Origin of the sequence: Tunturiibacter gelidiferens (assembly GCF_051013345.1) — a bacterium.
GTDB lineage: Bacteria > Acidobacteriota > Terriglobia > Terriglobales > Acidobacteriaceae > Edaphobacter > Edaphobacter gelidiferens_A.
The window spans coordinates 4,990,719-5,010,507 of the sequence record NZ_CP132939.1 but is presented as its reverse complement, the minus strand read 5'-3'; the positions used below and the strand labels follow the sequence as shown (position 1 = coordinate 5,010,507).

16 protein-coding genes and 3 pseudogenes are annotated in these 19,789 nt (G+C 58.3%); 12 read left to right on the top strand and 7 right to left on the bottom strand.

The genetic code is table 11. The annotated features are described in order from the left end of the window. Positions 1-121: 121 nt before the first annotated feature. Together RBB80_RS25160 and RBB80_RS25155 are read right to left on the bottom strand one after the other, a co-directional pair. Positions 122-844 (bottom strand): hypothetical protein, encoded by a 723-nt coding sequence (locus RBB80_RS25160; RefSeq protein ID WP_433965037.1) that lies wholly within the window; start codon positions 842-844, stop codon positions 122-124. Beyond that, entirely contained in the window at positions 841-3,228 is a 2,388-nt protein-coding gene (locus RBB80_RS25155) for an alpha-amylase family glycosyl hydrolase (protein WP_433965036.1), read from the bottom strand. Before RBB80_RS25155 ends, RBB80_RS25160 begins: the two co-directional genes overlap by 4 nt. Here RBB80_RS25155 and RBB80_RS25150 point away from each other — a divergent pair. Both RBB80_RS25150 and RBB80_RS25145 read left to right on the top strand, forming a co-directional pair. Next, the gene (locus tag RBB80_RS25150) at positions 3,217-3,630 is read left to right on the top strand and encodes a hypothetical protein (RefSeq protein WP_433965035.1); all 414 of its coding nucleotides are present in this window, start codon (positions 3,217-3,219) and stop codon (positions 3,628-3,630) included. The genes RBB80_RS25155 and RBB80_RS25150 overlap by 12 nt on opposite strands. Positions 3,631-3,647: 17 nt before the next feature. Then, positions 3,648-3,833: a hypothetical protein gene (locus RBB80_RS25145; RefSeq protein ID WP_433965034.1), complete on the top strand. Its 186-nt coding sequence runs from the start codon at positions 3,648-3,650 to the stop codon at positions 3,831-3,833. A 467-nt stretch (positions 3,834-4,300) separates the two neighbouring features. On the opposite strand, the gene RBB80_RS25140 is transcribed toward RBB80_RS25145, so the two are convergent. From RBB80_RS25140 to RBB80_RS25130, 3 genes and pseudogenes are all read right to left on the bottom strand, one after another. Beyond that, positions 4,301-5,152: an HvfC/BufC N-terminal domain-containing protein gene (locus RBB80_RS25140; RefSeq protein WP_433965033.1), complete on the bottom strand. Its 852-nt coding sequence runs from the start codon at positions 5,150-5,152 to the stop codon at positions 4,301-4,303. Further along, positions 5,149-6,041: pseudogene (gene bufB, locus RBB80_RS25135) on the bottom strand (MNIO family bufferin maturase). Before bufB ends, RBB80_RS25140 begins: the two are co-directional and overlap by 4 nt. 78 nt (positions 6,042-6,119) lie before the next feature. Continuing rightward, entirely contained in the window at positions 6,120-6,404 is a 285-nt protein-coding gene (locus RBB80_RS25130; RefSeq protein WP_179638355.1) for a hypothetical protein, read from the bottom strand. 856 nt (positions 6,405-7,260) lie between these two features. On the opposite strand from RBB80_RS25130, the gene RBB80_RS25125 reads away from it, so the two are divergent. From RBB80_RS25125 to RBB80_RS25115, 3 genes are read left to right on the top strand one after another with little or no spacing between them, the layout of a single operon-like run. Further along, a complete protein-coding gene (locus RBB80_RS25125) occupies positions 7,261-7,734 on the top strand; it encodes a DoxX family protein (protein WP_433965032.1) in 474 nt (157 codons plus the stop codon). After that, complete coding sequence (locus RBB80_RS25120; protein WP_433965031.1) at positions 7,731-8,351, top strand: sigma-70 family RNA polymerase sigma factor; 621 nt, start codon at positions 7,731-7,733, stop codon at positions 8,349-8,351. The genes RBB80_RS25125 and RBB80_RS25120 overlap by 4 nt, the downstream gene beginning before the upstream one ends. Beyond that, the gene (locus tag RBB80_RS25115) at positions 8,342-8,620 is read left to right on the top strand and encodes an anti-sigma factor family protein (protein ID WP_433965030.1); all 279 of its coding nucleotides are present in this window, start codon (positions 8,342-8,344) and stop codon (positions 8,618-8,620) included. The genes RBB80_RS25120 and RBB80_RS25115 overlap by 10 nt, the downstream gene beginning before the upstream one ends. A 5-nt stretch (positions 8,621-8,625) precedes the next feature. Here RBB80_RS25115 and RBB80_RS25110 read toward each other — a convergent pair whose 3' ends face one another. Next, the gene (locus tag RBB80_RS25110) at positions 8,626-8,841 is read right to left on the bottom strand and encodes a hypothetical protein (protein WP_433965029.1); all 216 of its coding nucleotides are present in this window, start codon (positions 8,839-8,841) and stop codon (positions 8,626-8,628) included. Here RBB80_RS25110 and RBB80_RS25105 point away from each other — a divergent pair. Next, positions 8,840-9,058: a hypothetical protein gene (locus RBB80_RS25105; protein ID WP_433965028.1), complete on the top strand. Its 219-nt coding sequence runs from the start codon at positions 8,840-8,842 to the stop codon at positions 9,056-9,058. The two genes, RBB80_RS25110 and RBB80_RS25105, sit on opposite strands and share 2 nt — an antisense overlap. 115 nt (positions 9,059-9,173) lie before the next feature. Here RBB80_RS25105 and RBB80_RS25100 read toward each other — a convergent pair whose 3' ends face one another. Continuing rightward, a complete protein-coding gene (locus RBB80_RS25100; RefSeq protein ID WP_433965027.1) occupies positions 9,174-9,926 on the bottom strand; it encodes a 4'-phosphopantetheinyl transferase family protein in 753 nt (250 codons plus the stop codon). Between the two features lie 384 nt (positions 9,927-10,310). On the opposite strand from RBB80_RS25100, the gene RBB80_RS25095 reads away from it, so the two are divergent. The 6 genes and pseudogenes from RBB80_RS25095 to RBB80_RS25070 all read left to right on the top strand — a co-directional run. Beyond that, the gene (locus RBB80_RS25095) at positions 10,311-11,678 is read left to right on the top strand and encodes an amino acid adenylation domain-containing protein (protein ID WP_433965026.1); all 1,368 of its coding nucleotides are present in this window, start codon (positions 10,311-10,313) and stop codon (positions 11,676-11,678) included. After that, positions 11,675-12,055, top strand: a complete 381-nt coding sequence (locus tag RBB80_RS25090; RefSeq protein ID WP_433965025.1) for an AMP-binding enzyme — start codon at positions 11,675-11,677, stop codon at positions 12,053-12,055. Before RBB80_RS25095 ends, RBB80_RS25090 begins: the two co-directional genes overlap by 4 nt. A gap of 17 nt (positions 12,056-12,072) precedes the next feature. Then, on the top strand, positions 12,073-12,261 hold the full coding sequence (locus tag RBB80_RS25085; RefSeq protein ID WP_433965024.1) for a hypothetical protein: 189 nt from the start codon (positions 12,073-12,075) through the stop codon (positions 12,259-12,261). Next, positions 12,258-13,030, top strand: a pseudogene (locus RBB80_RS25080) (beta-ketoacyl synthase N-terminal-like domain-containing protein); the annotation flags it as partial. The gene RBB80_RS25085 and the pseudogene RBB80_RS25080, both read left to right, overlap by 4 nt. A gap of 9 nt (positions 13,031-13,039) precedes the next feature. Beyond that, positions 13,040-15,073 (top strand): type I polyketide synthase, encoded by a 2,034-nt coding sequence (locus RBB80_RS25075; RefSeq protein WP_433969859.1) that lies wholly within the window; start codon positions 13,040-13,042, stop codon positions 15,071-15,073. 11 nt (positions 15,074-15,084) lie between these two features. After that, a pseudogene (locus RBB80_RS25070) lies at positions 15,085-19,734 on the top strand (non-ribosomal peptide synthetase); the annotation flags it as partial. Positions 19,735-19,789 lie beyond the last annotated feature (55 nt).

Below are 19,789 nucleotides of genomic sequence, written 5' to 3'. Positions count from 1 at the left end.
TGGTGTCAGGTGATCGACACCGAGAACATCGAACGCCCGTTTACCCATGCGGAGGTTGAGAAAAAATCATCGTTGGAGGACGGGCTCTGAAGCTGTTCAGCGATGGGACTACCCCGTCGGATTAGGTTTTGGGGGTGGTGGGTTCGGGACGTTTCTTAGGGGCAGCCTTCTTTTTAGCGGATGATTTCGTCTTGGGATCTGATTCCACTTCGGGAGTGTGGGCCGGAGTTAGGGCAGGGGTGCCGGCTTCTATCTCTCCGCTCGTTGAGGGTGGTTCGGGACTGAGATAGCGGTTTAGATTGTAACCAGCTTTCTGCGCCGAGACGCAGGAGTCCATCGCAGCGGCTTCGAGCTTCGTGAGCGAGTCGAAATGGACAGGGGACTGTTGTACGGTTTTTATCAGCGCGGGGAGTTGGAGCCAACCTAGCAGCTCTTCAAATCCTTCTTTGTTGAAGTAAGTATTGCCAGAGGACTCGTTGACGCTGGTGAGCCATCGAACATCTGAATCGGACCAGAATTCTTCGGTCTTGACTGCGGCTGGAGATGTGTCGGATTTAGACAACAGGATTCTTACGCGAGCAGCAGCACGCCAGGTGTTTTCCCCTTCCATGCCGATGGCGCTGAATGTCTCCGATAAAGCAGAGCGTAACTGGAGCTTGTCGAAGAGATCCGCCTGGTCTTTATGCGGAAGACTGCTCAGAGTGATCCAAGCCAGAATAGGCGCCCAGATTTGTTCGGTCTGATGGGCTGCTTTGTTATCGGGTAGAAAGTTGGCCACGGCTGGCGGCAGGGTAGAGGTGAAGTCTTTGGAGATTGAGATGAGATGGACGGCCGCTTTCGTCAAGGTCTCGCAGATGCCTTTGTAGGTCGCGGGTGGAGGGGTTCGGTTGCGAGGGAGGGTTTGACCTCGGCTGCAGAGGCGAGTTGGGTGGGATCTTCGGTCTCGGCGGGTAGATTCTGGAGCACCTTTTCAAAGAAGCGCTGACTGCATTTCACAAATGGCTGCAGTCGGGGGTCAAAGGCAAGCTGTTCGCGGTGTGTGGCAGAGGCACCGTTGATTTTTTCTGTGGGTGATTTGGCGTTAAGGAGTTGCTGTTGAGCTTTCTCCTTATAATCTGTGAATGGTCTCTCGCCCGCTTTCGGTACAGCGGGCTTCGTCGCGATCGATACGGTCTCGTTGGCTGCAAGCTCCGAGGCAACGGTTGCGAATGCGCGAATGTGATTCTCGTTGAGAGCCTGGCGGAAGGCTTCATGCAGCGGGCGCAGGCGAAGTTTTGAGAGAGCTTCTTCGACGCTGTAGACGCCGGCGCCGTTGAGTGCGTCGTAGAGCTGATCCCAGGGCTGCTCGACGGTGGCGTGAAGCTCGCGCCAGTTGATCAGGACCGCGTACTGGTAGCCGCGGAGATCGATGGAGAGGCCGGTGTGGTGGAGATCGGTGCTGCGGCAGAGATATTCGAGACCGTGGGCGGTGTCGCGATAGGCGAAGAAGGTGAAGTAGTTGTAGGGAAGATCGAGGCCTTCGGAGAGACTTCTCTGGCGAAGGCGGCCGGTGGCTTTGTCGACCGAGGCGGCGGAGAAGTGGATGGTGCCATAAGTGCTGCCGTAGCTGTTGTTGTAGAGGATGATGGCGCGCTGGCCGTGGGAGCGGTTCGAGTAGGCGAAGACGTTCTCGTCGACGTTGCCGAACTCGGTCCAGAAGTCGTAGAGGACGAAGTTGGTGCTTTCTGCGAAGAGGTGGCGGTTTTTGAGCAGAGGCGCGATCTCATGCTGATGGCGGGCTACGAGGTGCTCGTTGGGCCACTCTTCCATCTTCGCTTGCTTGAACTCCATGCCGTAGCGCTCGGTGTAGCCTTCGATCTGGCCGTGGCCGAACATGGGCAGGCCGGGGAGTGTGGCGAGCAGAGTGCAGACGCCGAAGTATTTGTCGCCGGAGCCGAACTGGTCGATGGCGGTGCGCTCGTCGGGGTTGCTCATGAAGCTGACGTAGCGTTTGAGAATGTCGGGGTCGAACTCGATGGTCTTTTTGAGGTAGGAGCGGTATTTGGCGTTCTCTTCGTCGCGCAACATGTTCATGAAGGCGCTGTTGTAGACGCGATGCATACCGAGAGTGCGGACGAAGTAGCCTTCGAGGAGCCAGAAAGCTTCGGCGAGGAGCAGGGTGCCGGGAACTTCGGCGGCGACGCGGTCGACGACCTCGCGCCAGAACTCGTGAGGCATCAGGGAGTCGAACTGTTCCTGGGTCATCGCGTTTTCGGCGCGTGAGGGAATGGAACCGCCCGCGCCGGGAAGAGGGAACCAGAGGCGCTGGACGTGGCGTTTGGCGAGGACCATGGCGGCGTCGAAGCGGATGATGGGGAAGAGGCGGGCGACGTGGAGGATGACCTGGATGACGTGCTCGCGGACGGCTGCTTTGGAGTAGTCGAGCTGTGCGGTGTCGTTCCAGGCGAAGGTGGTGCCGTCGTTGCCGTGGTACATGTAGCGGGTGGCGCCGTCGCGGTGGTGGCGGAGGCGGAAGACGACGGCGGCGTCGGACTGGTCGTAGTAGTGGTCTTCGATTTTGATCTCGACGCGGCTGTCGGTGGAGAGGTCGGGGCCTTCGAAGCGATAGACGGGGAAGGGGCTCTCCCAACGGTAGAGGAACCAGTCGGGATTCTCGATGACCCAGTTGGAGTCGATGCCCATGTGGTTTGGGACCATGTCGCTGGCGAGACGGATGCCGGTTCGGGCGGCGCGGTCGCGGAGGTTTTCGTAGGCGTGGTTTCCGCCGAGGTCTTCGGCGATCTGGTACTCCTTGAGGGAGTAGGCGGAGGCGACGGCGTCGGTGTGTCCGCGGAGGCGCTTGATGGTTTGGGAGGCGACGCTGCGCTCCCATAGGCCGATGAGCCAGAGGCCGGTGATGCCGCGGTCGGCGAGGAGGCGCAGCTCTTCGTCGGGGATCTGGTCCAGGCGATGGATGTGGCGGAGGTATTTTTGAGAGCTGCTCGAGCCAGACGTAGGTGCTCTTGGCCATGAGGACGACGGTGGGCATCCATGCCTGGTCGGCGCTGAAGGCTTCGTACTCGTTGAGGGGCGCCTGGTAGTCGTGGCCGTAGCGGCGTTGCCGGGTGCCGTCGGGGCCGGTGATGTACTCGTCTTCGAAGCCGATGTACTCGTCGCCGACGAAGCCTTCGCCGCCTCGGCCGGGGGCTCCGTGACGGTATTGGTCGGGGCCGGGGGATGGAAGCGCATCCAGATGGCGAGGTCTTCTTCGCGGAGGACGTCGATGGCGAGGAGGACACGGCGGAGGTCTTCGCCGAGATATTTTGGCCAGTGCTCGCGGATGTAGTCGAGTTGACCGGTGAGAGAGTCGGGCGAGGCGAGCAAGGGGGCGCGGAGGGCGTCGAGGAGGCTCCCGACTTCGGGGGAGATGGGCGGGCGGGTGGTGAAGTAGTCGGGAAAGGCCGCGGTAACGGTTTGGTAGATCGTCTGCTGTTTGAGGGGAGTGTCCTCGAAGAGTTCGCGGAAGGGGTGAAGGCGGGGTTGATGTTGGCGAGCCAGAGGAGGAGGAGTTCTTCGAGGGCTGCTTCGCGGTTGGGCAGGCCGTCAGTGGTGCCGTTTAGCCATTGGGCAGGGGTGAGCTCGCCGCGATAGACAGCTACGTTGGGAAATTGAGTGGTGAATGTGAGGAGGAGGCGTTCGATTTCGGCGGGGATGGCGTGACCGGTGAACCAGCGGACGGCCTCGGCGAAGACAGCGGGATCAATCTCCTTGCGGTAACGCGCGATCATCGCGTGATTGAGTTCGTCGATCAGGCCCATGGCGAAGAGGGCCCCGGCATTTACGACTCGAGTTGAATCAGTCTGTTGGGTGCGCAGATACTGAAGCTGTTTTGCCAGCTTTCTGCTTGCGGCAACGTTGCCGAAGACGATGTTGCCGGTGAAGTTGAAGAGCAGATCGTCCAGGTCCAGTTTTTCTCGGAGATCGCGGGAGATGTGAAATTCCATGCAGGGTTCCTCGTGCAGAAGGCCTTAGTCGCGCTCCAATCCTAATGGACCGGTTTTGTGTTGTTTCGAGAAAACGACGGCCACAAAGATTGGCCTGTATCGTCGGAAGCCAGATGCGACGAAATGGATGCCTCGTCAACAGTTTGGAATAAGGATGACAGGCTTCCTCACGAGTCGCAACCGGCGCACGTCACCGGCACGGAATTCGGCGTCGGTATGATACGCGCTCGAGGTGTCAGCACGAAGAACGCGCGAGATTTCGGAGGAAATTCTGGGTTGGGGCGAGAGTCAGCTTTCGTGTCGGTTGCAGAACCAGCCTAGTTCGGAGGCGTGGGCGAAGTACTCCTGAATCTTTGCGGCCTGGTCTTCGGGGAGAGGGTGCTTTCGCTGAAGGCGATTTCGAGCGCCTTACCGAGTAAGGTTCCGCTCTTGAGAGCGGAGAGGAGGCGGAAGGCTTCGAGGTCGATTCGCCGATAGTAGACCGAGTTTTCGTAGCGGTGGACGGCCAGATGAATCCGGGAGCGGCGCATGGCGGGGAGACGGGTTCGCCGGGCTTGCTTGCGCTCGGTGACGGCGTTGCTCATGATGTCGCTGGGTGCGGTCTGGCGGTGGACGGCCAGGACGAGTTCGTCGACGGGGTAGCGGAGGTCCAGCAGTTGGAGATGGGGCTGAAGAAAGAGCGGGGAAGCGCCGCCGAGGTCGCCGAAGTCGGTGGCGGTGAGGGGCGGGAGGTCGGCTCCGTCGAAGGCCTCCACGTAGGCCCATTCGAGCCGGGCGACGTCGAGGAGGAGATTATGGCGGCGCGGAGAGAATTCGGGGTGCGACTCGAGCCACTTCGGTAGCTTCGAGCCGAGGTTGCGAAGGGTGAAGGAGGTGGATGGATTCTCGCGGAGATAGGCGAGGATCATGCTGTCGAACTTCTTTGCTCCGAGGACGGCGCCGACGGCGGGGAAGTCCTCCGAGACAGCTCCTATGACGCGGAACCAGTATTGACGGTTGTAGATTTCGAGACGGTCGAAGGAGGAGAGGCGGTCGTTGGGTTTGATGTAGGTGCTTGCGAGGTCCTGCGTCGATCTGCCATCGGAGGTTGCCGGCTGCATCTGAAGGTCGGGCGTTAGGGGACGCATTACATCTTCGGCCATGCGGCGTTGGAGTTCGAGCAGGTTCACTGGTGCACGACCTCTCTGAGGTCTGCTTCTGCTGTTCTCTCCGAGGGAATGGGAGATTCTGGTGGCGTGAGATATTGCGTAGCCTTCAGCGCTTCGGAGTGAACCTCGTCGAAGGACGGAATGTTGTCGTCCCATTCGAGGAGGGTTGCAGTGGGGCCGACGCGCTCGATGGCTCTTGCATAGAGACGCCATACGGGATCGAGCACGGGGTGATCGTGGGTGTCGAGGATGTACTTCTCGAACTTCGAATGGCCGGCGATGTGGATCTGCGCGACACGCTCTGCGGGAACGCTGTTGACGTAGTCGAAGGGGTTGAAGTTGTGGTTCTGCGAGGAGACGTAGATGTTGTTGACGTCGAGCAGGATGCCGCAGTCGGCGGCTTCGACGACTTCATTCAGGAACTCCCACTCGGTCATCTGGGACTCATGAAACTCGGCGTAGCTGCTGACGTTTTCGACGGCGATGGGGATTTCGAGGAAGTCCTGAACCTCGCGAATGCGTGCGGCTGTCGCCCTCACAGCCTCGAAGGTGTACGGCATGGGGAGGAGGTCGTGGGTGTAACGCCCGTCTACGCTGCCCCAGCAGAGGTGATCGGAGAGCCAGGGGTTTTGGTACGACGGGTGAGGGTCTTGAGGCGCTTGAGATGCTCGCGGTCGGCTGGCTGGGCAGAGCCGAAGTACATGGAGACGCCGTGCTGGACGACGCGGTAACGCTCGAGGATCTGGTCGAGGACTTTGAGCGCGCGGCCACCGTCGACCATGTAGTTCTCGGAGATGATTTCGAACCAGTCAACGACGGGCTTTTCGGCGAAGATGTGGTCGTAGTGTGGGACGCGAAGGCCGATCCCTACGCCGTAGTCGCTGAATCCGTTGAAGCGATTGGCCGGCATGTCTCCCCTTTTGTTAATAGATGGTGAAGAGGTCTGGAGGCTTGAAGAGATAACCAGGCCTCCAGACAGGGGTAATGCTTAGGCGAGCGAGGGCTTGGAGCCGTCGGTGGCGCATCCGCCCTTACCTTTGCAATCGTTCTTTCCGGGGTGCTTGCCGCCGCCCTGACCCTTACAGTCGTTCTTGCCCTTACAGGAGTGCTTCGGAAGATCCGGCTTGTCCTGGGCGATGAGAACGCCGGCGTGCACGGTGGTGGTGGGGGTGTTGTTGGCCGGCGCGGTCTGGGCGTTCATGCGGACAGCGGTACCGCCCAACAGACCTGCAAACGCAGCGGCCAGAGCGAGAGATTGTGCTGAATTCTTCATTGAGATGAGCCTTTCCTGGTTGAGCCGCACGCGAAAGAACGTGCCGGACGTGGATGATGGCTACGCAGATCGTAGCAATGAGTTAACGGCGAAACTCCCTACTTCGGATTGCATTCGCGACAAGGATAGTTCGCCAGTTTTTCCCTTGCCGCTCATTCGACTACGTCAAGGCACAAAGGTTACAGCGACAGTGGAACATCGGAAGCCTATCACTCTCTGTAACCTTTTGGCGCGGTGTACTCCAACCGGGACACGTTGGATAAAACCCGGGCCGGGGGTGGCCGGAGTTATGGCACGCTAGTTGGGGTTGAAGGATTATCGTCAGGAAATTCCTGGTATTGGCTTTAGGGCTGTTGATGATTGGCCCTTCGCCATTGCTGACTGGCGAGACGCCAGAGGTTGGACATAAGGCGCCAGAGTTCAGCCTATCGCCAAAAGCAGGTGCATGGTTTTGTGACGAACGGCGATAGATTTGTGACGGCCGGGGAGGTGGTTCTGGTCTATCCCGGACCTTCTGCCGGCTTAGAGACGCTTCTTCCTCAAACTTTTTGATCGACCGTCAGGGCGCAGTTTCTTCAGGAGGGTGAGTCACGAGCACGTGACAAAACCACGGGTCGGATGTCTTGAACTCGAGCGTTTCTAACCGACGGCTGATTTAAGACGTGCGAAGAGAAGTATGGTTGTTCGATGCGATCTCTCTTCAAGTTCACGCGGACCCTGTAACCAATTTCATCGTCGTGGTTCTAAGTACGTGCAGGTCCTAACAGGTTCCTGGCCGAGCCTGCATTTATCTGGGGCGTGCGTAAGATTGCTCAGATTGGTTCACGCTCGCTGGAGTGGAGAGAAGAGGGTTGTGATGAAAAAACTGCTTGAGGTGTATGCAAAGTTTGCAGCATTGGCTTCTTATCTCCAATCCCCATTTCTCCTGGTGGTGCGTCTCTACTGGGGGTGGCAGCTTGTCCAGAGCGGATGGGGGAAGTTGCATCATCTGGATAAGATCACTGACTACTTTACGAGCCTGAATATTCCGCTTCCTGCGGTGAGTGCTCACTTCGTCTCGGGCTTGGAGTTCGTTGGTGGACTGGTGCTGATTGTGGGGCTCGGCTCGCGGCTTATCGGATTGATGCTTACGGTGAATATGTTGGTGGCATACTGGACTGCCGATCGAGAGGCGCTCTTTGCGGTGTTCTCGGATCCGGGCAAGTTCTATAACGCTGATCCATACACCTTCCTGTTCGCGGCGGCGATGGTTCTGGTGTTCGGTGCCGGGTTGTTCTCCGTGGATGCGTTGTTGAAGAAGCGTTATCGAGGATGGATCGAGAAGCAATGACCGCAATCTCCGAGAACAGGAATGAAGCTCAAATGATCGCCTCCATCGTTGCGGGCAATACGCACGAGTTTCATGATCTGATCCAGCCGTATGAACGCAGCGTCTACAGCATGGCGTTGTCGATGTTGCAGAACGAGGCGGATGCAGAGGATGCGGCGCAGGAGGCGTTTCTCAAGGCGTTCCGCAACCTTGAGAAGTTTCGCGGCGAGGCGAAGTTCAGCACATGGCTGATCAGCATTACGCTGAACGAGGCTCGGAGCCGGCTGCGGCGTAAGAAGACCGCGAAGACGGAGTCGCTGGATGAGCTGAATGAAGGCGGGCATGTGTCGCCGGCGTTGCTGCGGGATTGGCGGGAGATTCCTTCCGAGGCGTTGGAGCGGCAGGAGGTTCGACTATTGCTACAGGATGCAATTACCGATCTGCCGTTGATCTATCGCGAGGTGTTTGTGCTGCGCGATATGGAGGATTTGAGCGTCAACCAGTCGGCGGAGGCGCTTGGTATTAGTGTTGCGGCGGCCAAGGTGCGGCTGCATCGCGCAAGGCTGATGCTGCAGAAGCGGCTGGCTCCGCAGTTGAAACAGGTAATGCCGAAGCGGAGGTGGTTCCCATGGTTTTAGAGTGCAAGCATGTGTGGGAGCATATCTCCGGCTATCTGGACGGGACGCTGGATGCTGGGGTGCTGGAAGAGGTGCAGAAGCATCTGGAGCACTGCGAGATTTGTTCGGCGATTCTGGATTCGACGCGCAATATTCTGATTTTGACGGCAGACGAGCGTGTGTTTGAGCTGCCGCTGGGCTTTAGCGAGCGGCTCCATGCGAGGCTGGAGGCGGAGATGAAGGGGTTCTCGTATAAACCTCGCGGGACTGAGGAAGAGGGTGACGGCTAAGGGTTCTACGCGGCGCGGTGGAAGATGGCGTGGGCGATACCCTCGGCGGCTACCAGGAGCAGGGTGATGATGGCGAGCGCGACCTGAAAGCGCTCTGAGCGCAGCTGGCTGGGGGTGGCGGGCTGGGTGCGCCACTGCGAGGAGGGGCGAGAGCGCAGGGAGCGAATCCGCCAGAGGACATAGAGGTTGATGAGGGAGCCGAGGGTTGCGACGATCATCATGGGGATTCGGATAGCGTCGCGGTGGAAGCCGGTAGGAGGCGGGTGGATGCCGAAGGTGGCCGACGCGAGGGCGCTGAGGCCGATGGCGACTCGGACCCCGCTGAGGGCGATGACAGCCGTGCAGGCGCTCTGCAGAACGATAAACGCAAGGCTGGTGGCGGTGACGAGCCAGGTTTTTCTGCTCTCTGGAGCGAGCGCAGCGGGTGCGGGGGCGTAACAATACGGGAGTTTGTCTGAAGGGGCATCTGTTCCTCAAGTGATAGACGTATCAGCACGCTTGTCGGATGATCGGGAGAAGGCTATGCGTATCTTTGTACCGGAGTCGGGACGGGTCACCACGGGCGGCTTAGAGGGAAGATCAGCTGCCTGACTGGACAGTCGGGTGACTCGAGTGCGATTGCTCCGGCTGCCTCGATCCCCAGGGATAAATCGCTGACGAAGAACAACTTCCCTGGATTGTCCGTTGATTCGGCGATGCGAACTGGGTGCATGTTGACTGATTCGAACGATATATCGAAGGATCCCAGGGAGGCGATAAGGCCCCGGCCGTCTGCTTTGAGAACTGCTTCCTTGCGGGTCCAGTAGCGATAGAAGGTCTTGATGCGAGCCTGTGGGTCGGCGATTGCGGCCAGGGAACGGCTTTCTTTCTCCGTGAAGTTATGGTGGGCGACCTCCATGATGTCGGTCGACCGGTCGAAGTACTCGACATCGACTCCGACGGGGCCGCTACGGGTCAGTGCGATGAGGATTGTGTCTTTGGAATGAGCTATGTTGAAGGCAATGCTGGATGCCTTGAGCTGCGAGAGCTCAGGTTTTCCGTGAACTCCGGTTGTGATCGGTAGAGAGAGGGGATCGAGCCCCGTAGCGTCTCCGAGGAGGATTCTCAGACATGCCCGTCCAACGGAAAAATGTTCATGAACCCGTCCAGTCCGGCGACGGTTTGCATGGAGTTGTTCGGGCGGAGTGAGAAGCGGGGCGAAACGGTCATGCAGTCCCGCGGCGCCAGCCAGATCGATCCGCCAGAGTTGTACTTCTCCGGCCTGCAGTGGCGGGAGGGTATCGACCTGTTTCCAATCACTCGACATAAGAGACAACGGGCGCGATGCAAGCGTGTTGCCATCATAACCAGTGCCTTGGGTACTTTAGTTCCGATGCGCCTGGGAGATGGTGAAATATTGGGAAACATACAACTTTCAGGTATTTTCGAGCACGATAGTCTTAATCGGTTTTTCGAATTATGCGTACAATTAGGCAACATAAACGGGTTGACTTCAAGAGCTTCTGGCAGTACCTTTCGCACCAGTTGCATCTTTTACGTCTCAAGCGATGTCAGCGAATTTGCGATCGATTAGCCAATGCCGGTAGGGCACTCTGAGTCAATTTCGTTTCTGCTGCGTTTCTGATCTGCGTGGGGCTCGATGGAGAAAGAAGGGCATGTTAAGAATCCGGCCACTGAGGGCGAGCGACTGATGGGTCTTCCCCAGACTCCCAAGACTCCGGAGATGAACGGATGGAACGGGAGGGCTCTCGACACGATCGTGAGTGTCTTTGAGCGGGTGGCTGCGGCAAAATCAGACCAGATTGCGGTCGTCTGCGGAGAGGTTCGCTGGACCTACGGTCTGCTGAATACCAAGGCGAATCGTCTCGCCCAGGTGTTACGGGAGCTTGGGGTTCGAACGGACTCTTTCGTTGCCATCTATCTTGACCGCTCGCCCGAGATGTTGGTGGCGATACTCGGGATACTGAAGGCCGGGGGCGCGTATCTTCCGATTGACTTTGGGTATCCGAAGGCCCGGGTCCTGGAGATGTTGGAGGATGCCAGGCCGGTGGCGATTCTAACGACCGCCTCTCTTCCTTCGGGGATATCTGACGAGTTAACTGCCTTGTCCGTGGCGGTCGTGGAGATGGATCGTCCGGCAATCCTGTCGGACTCTCCGAGGCCGGATGCTCCGCTATCTGCCTCCACGGGAGAAGATTTGGCGTATCTGATGTACACCTCGGGTTCGACCGGGAAACCGAAGGGTGTGATGGTGACGCACAGGAATGTGCTTCGCCTTCTGGAGCAGACTGACGCGTGGTTTCACTTCGGAGCGAACGATGTGTGGACGATGTTTCACTCCTTGGCGTTCGACTTTTCGGTGTGGGAGATATGGGGACCGCTATTGACGGGCGGGAAACTGGTGATCGTACCCTTCGCCGTGAGCCGCTCGCCAAGGGATTTCTACGAGCTTCTTTCGATGGAGCGGGTGACGGTGCTCAATCAGACCCCATCAGCATTTTTCATGTTGATCCAGGTGGAGCAGGACAGTGAGGTTCTTCCGCTGTCACTGCGTGTGGTCATCTTCGGCGGGGAGGCTTTACAGTACCGCAAGCTGGCTCCGTGGTTTCAGCGTCATGGAGATACTGCTCCGCGGCTGGTGAACATGTACGGGATTACGGAGACTACGGTCCACGTGACGTACCGCCCTATCACGGCGGCAGAGTCGGAGTCGGTGCAAGAGAGTCTGATTGGGACGCCGATACCCGATATGCAGCTTTATCTGCTCGATGAAGCGAAGAAGCCCGTGACAGAGGGCGAGGTGGGTGAGCTTTATGTCGGAGGGGGCGGAGTCACGCGCGGCTATCTGAATCGTCCGCAGCTGAACGCTGAACGCTTTATTGCTGATTCCTTTGGGGCGGTGGCTGGTTCTCGGCTTTATCGAACCGGCGATCTTGCACGGATTCGCCCTGATGGCGAGATTGTGTATCTCGGCCGGAATGATAGCCAGGTGAAGATCAACGGCTTTCGCATCGAACTGGGAGAAGTTGAAGCGGCGCTGGCCGAGGTTCCGGGGTGAAGCAATCGTGCGTAGTGGCGCATACGGATAAGACAGGAAGACAGCGGTTAGCAGCCTATTTTGTTGCGGCTCCAGGCGTTGAATTGACCGCCAGGATACTTGGCGAGTTTTTTGTTTCGAAGATGCCTGCGCAGATGAGGCCTTCTTCGTATACCGCTTTGAAAGAACTTCCACTCACTGTGAACGGCAAGCTGGATGTTGCCGCCTTGCCTGCTCCTTCGATGGGGTCTGGTAGTGTCGCGACGGCGGATTCGGCGTCACAGTCGCTGTCTGAAACAGAGGAGCAGGTGTCGCGAGTGTTTACCGATGTACTCGATCTCCGGGGAATTGGGCTGGACGACAATTTTTTCGATTCGGGGGGACGTCTCTGCTGCTGATTAGCGCTCACCTGCGAATGCAGGCGCAGTTCGAGCGGCTGATTCCGATTACGTTGATGTTCGAGTGCCCGACAGTGCGGTCGTTGGCGAAGCGTCTCTCGACGAATGGATCGGCAGCTTCGGAGAAAGATGCAATCCAGCAGCAGGCACTGAAGGCCAGAGGTGCGTTCGCGCGGGCTCGGGCGACGAAGGGTGTGGCGTCATGAGCGAACGATTCAATCAAGAGACGAGTAGGACTGACGCGAATGCGGGCGACGAGCAGATGCTGGACTGCGTCGCAATCATCGGCATGTCGGGACGGTTCCCGGGAGCGCCGGATGTGGAGGCGTTCTGGGAGAATATCGCCGCCGGGAAGGTCACGATCTCACATTTTTCTCCGTCCGAACTGGAGGCGAGAAACAGCGCAGGGCTCGAGAACGGCTCGGATTATGTTGCCGCGCGGGGAGTGCTCGATGATCCCGGAATGTTCGATGCTGAGTTCTTTGGAGTATCACCTCGCGATGCCGAAAGCATGGATCCGCAACATCGGATCTTTCTAGAGACATGCTGGAATGCGTTGGAAGATGCAGGTTACGACCAATCGACGTATGCGGGGCAGATCGGACTCTTTGGTGGGTGCAGCCTCAATACCTACCTGTTGGCGAACTTGTGCCGCGATCGAGCGTTTATCGATGAGGTGACGGGAAGCTATCAGGTTGGCGAGTTCCGGTCGTTTATGGGAAACGATAAAGACTTTCTGACGACTCGCGTTGCCTATAAGTTGAATCTGCGTGGGCCGTGCATCAGCGTGGCGTCGGCTTGTGCGACTTCTCTGGTTGCGGTTGCTCAGGCGAGTCAGAGCCTGCTGAACTACCAGTGCGACATGGCGTTGGCCGGGGCGTTTCGGTGACGTTTCCGCAGAGGCGCGGACATTTGTACTCGGAAGGAAGCATTGGATCGAAGGACGGTTTCTGCAGGCCGTTCGACGCTGCCGCGACCGGCACGGTGTTCAGCCACGGCGCGGGCGTGGTTTTGCTGAAGCGGCTGGAGGATGCCATTGCGGACCGCGACCACATTACCGCTGTGATTCGCGGGTTTGGAGTGAACAACGACGGGTCCATGAAGGCTGGATACATGGCTCCCGGCGTGGACGGCCAGTCGGGCGTGATTGCAGCTGCGCAAGCGATGGCCGGGGTCGATGCGCGCACTATTACTTATATTGAGGCACACGGAACGGCGACGCCGCTGGGCGATCCGATCGAGGTCGCGGCTCTGACGAAGGCGTTTCGTTTGAGCACCGACGCTGCGGGCTACTGCGCGATCGGCACCGCGAAGGCAAACGTTGGGCATCTCGATGCGGCCGCGGGTGTGGCGGGGGTTATTAAGACGGCGCTCTCTCTGAACAAAGGGACGCTGCCTCCTTTGGCCAACTTCGAAAGTGCCAATCCGAACATAGCCTTTGAAGGTTCGCCCTTCTACGTGAATCGCGAACTGAGCCCGTGGCGATCCGATGGACCGCGACGAGCGGGTGTGAGCGCCTTTGGCGTTGGCGGTGTGAATGCGCATGTTGTGTTGGAGGAAGCGCCTGCCTTCCAGTCGTTGACACCTTCTTTGCGCTCGGCGCAGTTGCTCTGTGTCTCGGCGAGATCGCAGTCTGCGCTGCAGGTTGCTATCGGCAATCTTGCCCGGTATGTCAAAGAGCACCCTGAAGTTCCTCTCGAAGACGAGGCTTACACGCTGGCGGTCGGAAGAAAGGCGTTTGATCACCGTGCTGCGTTTGTATGCGCGGGAGTTGAAGACGCGATCGCGAAACTTTCGTCTGCCAGTGCGCAGGCGCAGCGCGTAGTTCCTGCGAAACGGCTTGAGGTTGTCTTCCTGTTTCCGGGACAGGGGTCGCAGTTTGCAGGCATGGGCAGCTCGTTATATAAGAGCGAACTGCTGTACCGTCGCGAAGTGGATGAGTGCTCGGAGATTCTGCGGCCTTTGCTCGGCCTCGATCTGCGTGACGTTCTGTTCCCGATTGATGTCGCTGCGCCGGAGGCTGCGGAGAGAATTCAACAGACTCAGTTCGCGCAGACGGGGATCTTCGTGACGGAGTTTGCGATGGCTAAGCTTTGGCAGTCGTGGGGAATCGAGCCACGAGCCTGCGCGGGCCACAGCATTGGGGAGTATGTGGCTGCTGTTCTTGCGGGAGTTATGAGCCGCGAAGATGCTTTGCGGTTGGTTAGCATTCGCGGACGGATGATGCAGGAGATGCCGCGCGGAGCGATGGTAGGCGTGCGGCTTAGCGAGTCGGAGCTTCAGCCGTATCTTGCCGCCGACATTTCGATTGCTGCGTTGAACGCTCCGAAGTTGAGTGTGCTGGCGGGTCCGCTTGAGGCCGTGGAGCGGTTGGAGAAGAAGCTGACGTCGGATGGAGCGCTCTTCCGCAGGCTGCGTACTTCGCATGCGTTTCACTCGTCGATGATGGATCCGATGCTGGCTGGATTCGAGGCGGAGGTTGCCAAGGTCACTCTGCACCGTCCGGTTCGCCCGTATGTTTCGAGTTTCACGGGGACATGGATCGAGCCAGAACAGGCGACGAGCCCGCGCTTCTGGGCGGACCAGGTTCGTAATCCGGTTCGTTTCGCAGATGCGCTGAAGACGCTGATGTCCACTCCGCAGATATTGCTCGAGGTTGGGCCGGGAAATACGCTGACGACACTCGCACGTCAACAGCCGAATAGTAGTGCGGCCGTTATTGTCTCGTCGCTTTCGCAGCGAGATGAACAGTCCCCCGTGGAGGCGGGGTCGCTCCAGGAGGCGCTTGGGCAGCTGTGGACGGCGGGGGCCACGCCGGACTGGACGAAGGTGTACGCCGAGGAGAAGCGGGGACGGATGTCTCTGCCAACCTATCCGTTTGAACGCAAGCTGTACTGGGTAGAGCCGCCGCCGTTTACCGCTGGCTCGACGAGTAAGGAACTCCCAGCTGTTCCTGCAACAGAGATGCTGGATACACCACGCGGAGGGAGGGTGCTTCCGCCGCGATCGAACCGTTAAAAGAGGTACCAATGCAAGAGCGCAAACTGCGTCTGCAGCCAATTGTTGCAGAAGTCTTTACTCAGCTGAGCGGGATTGAAGTCACCCCGGATCAGGTCGATCATCAGTTTCTGGAGCTTGGTCTCGACTCGCTGTTTCTTACCCAGGCTACGCAGGGAATTCAGAAGAAGTTTGGCGTGAAGCTGACCTTCCGCCAGATCATGGAGCAATATTCGACGATTGCGAGCCTTGCCGGCTATCTGGACAGCGTGCTTCCGCCGGATGCGTTTTCTGCAGCAGCGCAGGTTCAAGCGGCTCCAGTGTCGACGGCAGCCACTTCTTCCAGCGTTTCCACACCGGTCGCGAGCTTCTCGAGTCCGGCCTCCTCGTCCCCTGCTGGATCTGCAGCGGAGCGGCTCTTTAGCGAGCAGATGGCGATGATGTCGAAGGTGTTTGAGCAGCAGATGGCAGCGTTGCGCGCTACCACGGGGTTGCCTGCTTTGGCTGTCACACCGACGGCGTCAGCAGCTATGCCGCCTGCCACTTCTGGTGTGACAACTGGTGCATCCTCGTCAGCGGCTCCCGCATCGACAGGCGACACGGCTGAGGTAAAGCACGGATCTTACAGGCCGCTGCAGCCGCGGGTTCAACAGGATCTTGACCGCGATCAGCAGCAGTATCTCGACGAGCTGATTGCCAAGTATGTGAAGAAGACGCCCGGGTCCAAGCGCTTGACCGACAAGGCGCGGCCTCATCTTGCGGATCCTCGTGCGGTCGCCGGATTCCGTCCGCAGTGGAAGGAGATGGTGTATCCGCTTGTGACCGAACGCGCCAAGGGTTCGAGGGTCTGGGACGTCGATGGTAACGAATATATCGACATCGTGAATGGTTACGGCGCAATCATGTTCGGGCACTCTCCGCAGTTTGTGCTGGACGCTGTCCATAAGCAGATCGAAGAAGGTGTTGCCATCGGGCCACAGTCTCCGCTGGCAGGCGAGGTTGCCGCGCAGATCTGCGAGCTGACGGGGAACGATCGAGTAACGTTCTGCAATACTGGGTCCGAAGCGGTGATGGCGGCCATTCGCGTGGCTCGCACTGTTACCGGACGAGATCGCATTATTTACTTTGCTGGCGATTATCACGGAACGTTCGATGAAGTTCTTGTTCGCAACACACCACGGGGAACGGTGCCGCTGGCGCCAGGAATTCCACTTGCGAATACAGGAAATGTGGTTGTGCTGGAGTATGGTGCGGACGCTTCGCTTGAGTACATCCGCAAGAATGCGAGTGAGATTGCGGCTGTTTTGATTGAGCCAGTGCAGACGCGCAACCCTGGCCTTCAACCCATTGCTTTCATCAAGACGGTTCGACAGATAACGGAACAGGCCGAGATTGCTCTCATCATTGACGAGGTTGTTACTGGCTTCAGGCTTGCTCCGGGTGGTGTGCAGCAGGCGTTCGGAGTTCGCGCGGATCTGGCAACTTACGGCAAGGTGATTGGCGGTGGATACCCGATCGGTGTTCTCTCGGGCAAGGCACAGTTCATGGATGCGCTCGACGGCGGAGCGTGGCAGTATGGCGATGCTTCGATCCCTGAGGTTGGCGTGACCTTCTTCGCCGGGACCTTCGTTCGACATCCACAGGCTCTTGCAGCAGCTCGCGCGGTACTCAACCACTTGAAGGCCGCTGGGCCGCAGCTTCAGCTTGACCTGAATCGAAAGACCGCTGAGATGGCGACGCGGCTGGATAACTTCTTTGTTGAGCGCGGTGTTCCGAGCCGGATCAATCACTTCGCATCGTGGTTTTACTTTACCTTCCACGGCGATGCCCGGCTTGGCAGTCTTCTGTACTATGCGATGCGGGAGAAAGGAGTTCATATTCAGGAGGGATATCCCTGCTTCCTCACGACAGCGCATTCGGAAGAAGATTTGCAAAAGGTTGAAGCCGTGTTCCGGGAGACGGTCGAAGAGATGCAGTCCAGCAATGCGCTTCCCAGCCATGGAGAGCATCGGAGTCATGCGATTGTCGCGCCAGTGTCTGCGATGCATCCTGCGGCTCTCAAGGATTCTCCTGCCCAGGTTCCGATCACTGAGGCGCAGCGCGAGATCTACTTTGCGGCCGCGCTGGGCGATGAGATGAACTGTGCGTTCAACGAATCGGTGACGCTCCGACTGCGCGGCAATGTCGACGAAGCCGCGCTGAAGCAGGCACTCGAGTTGGTCTTTGCTCGACACGATGCCCTGCGCAGCACAATCAGTGAAGATGGCGAATTGATATTGATCGCTCCGACCTTTCATGGAGTTGTTGAGCAGACGGACCTTTCTTCGGTAGCAGCCGCGGATCGAGAGCAGACGCTGCAGAAGGCCATTGAGAGGGAAGGGAAGACGCCGTTCTCGCTGACAGAGGGGCCGCTTGCGCGCGCGACGATCTTCAAGATGTCGGCGGATGAGACGGTGCTGCTCTTTACCGGACATCATATTGTTCTCGATGGATGGTCCGTGAATCAACTCCTCGAAGAGCTGAGCAGGTTTTATAGCGCAAAGGAGAGCGCAAGCGAAAAGCTGCTTCCTCTGCTTCCGTTCAGTAGCTATGCCGTCCAGGAGCAGACCCGGCAGAAGTCGGGTGAGTTTGCGGACAATGAAGCTTATTGGGTGAATAAGTTCTCCGGCCTTGCGCCGGTGCTTGATCTGCCAACCGACAGACCTCGTCCGGTGAATAAGACTTACTCCGGTGCGACCTTGAAGGGTAGTCTCGGGTCCGCACTGTATACGGATCTGAAGGGTGCGAGCGCGCGGTTGGGTTGTACGCTCTATGTCACGCTGCTCTCGGGCTTTCAACTTTTGCTGCATCGTTTGACCCGTCAACCGGAGGTAGTGGTCGGAATCTCCACGGCTGGGCAGGCTCTCTTTCAAAACGCGAGTCTCGTTGGACATTGTGTCCACTTTTTGCCGATGTTGAGCCAGTTGACAGAGGGGAGACGGTAAAGAGCCATCTCGCCGCAACTCGCAACGTGCTCTTCGATGCGTTCGATCATCAGGAGTTTACTTACGGCAGCCTGCTTCACAAGCTTTCGATTCCGAGAGATGCGGGACGCCTTCCCTTGATCGAGGTGCAGTTCAATCTTGAAAAGATCGGGACCCGCATCGGCTTTGACGGTCTGTCGGCGGATATCAAAGCAAACCCGAAGCAGTTTGTGAATACGGATATGTTCCTGAATGTGATCGAAACCGAAGACGATCTCAAATTCGATTGCGACTTCAATACGGACCTCTTTGACGGAGAGACGGTTCGCCGTTGGATGCGCCAGTATGCCAATCTGCTGAGCAGCGTCGTAAGGGATGCGGCGGTGCGGGTGGATGAGCTGGAGCTGCTGGATCAGAAAGACCGTTTGGAGATCGTAGAGGGGTGGAACCGGACCGAGGTAGAGTTCGAGCGAGGGTTTATACCGATCCATCGGTGGGCCGAGACACGATCTCGGGAAAAGGCGGATGAGGTCGTCGTTGAGTGCGGCTCGAAGAGATGGACGGGAAGAGAACTGGATCACTATGCGAATCGTGTGGCGCACAGGCTGCAGCGGGAGGGGCTGAAGGCGGGCGATCTGGTGGGACTCTGCGTTCCGCGGTCAGTCGAGATGCTGGGAGCTCTACTCGGAGTGCTGAAGGCCGGGGGCCTATGTGCCGCTGGATCCGCGGCATCCAAAGGAACGATTGGAGATGGTGCTTGAGGACGCAGGCGCGGCGTTCTTGCTGGTGGACGACTCGTTCACTTCTGCACAACCCGGATTCAGAACGGCGGCGAAGGTATTGGTATTGGATACCAGGATAGCGGAGGAGGATGACTCACCGCTTAATATGGCCGTTGCGTCGGATTCGTTGGCGTATGTCATCTATACCTCTGGCACAACCGGCCGACCGAAGGGCGTAGCCATTGAACATAACGCGCTGATGAACTTGTTGCGTTCCATGGAGCGTGAGCCCGGCCTGAGCCAATCGGATGTTCTGGTGGCCGTGACGACGCTTGCCTTCGATATCGCGGGGCTGGAACTGTTGTTGCCGTTGTTGACGGGAGCGAGGTTGGTGATCGCGAACGAAGAGGAGGTCGCGGACGGCTACTTGTTGTTGCAACTGCTGCAGCGTAGTAAAGCGACCGTGCTGCAGGCCACTCCCGGCACGTGGAGAATGCTGATCGATGCGGGATGGAGCCGAGAGTTGCCGCTGAAGGTACTGTGCGGTGGTGAAGCGCTGCCGCGGGACCTGGCGGATCAACTGGTGGAGAGAAGTGAGCAGGTTTGGAACGTCTACGGGCCGACTGAAACAACGATATGGTCGTCCGCTACGCGAGTGACCGCTGGAACAGGACCGTTGCTGATCGGGCCTCCGATTGCGAACACTCAGTTTTATCTGCTCGATCATCGACTGCATCCGGTGCCTGTTGGAGTTGTGGGGGAGCTCTACATCGGAGGAATGGGACTGGCACGTGGATATTGGAAGCGTCCCGACCTGACTGCCGAACGGTTCCTGCATAATCCATTTGCGGAGGGGCGCATTTATAAGACTGGAGATCTTGGTCGTTGGCATGTCAATCCCGAGGACAAGGACAAGTTGAGTTGCTCGGTCGCACCGACTTCCAAGTTAAAATTCGCGGCTATCGAATTGAATTGGGAGAGATTGAGGCGGCTCTGAACAGGCACCCCGCGGTGCGCGAGGCTGTGGTGGTTGCGCACACAAGCAAGAGCGG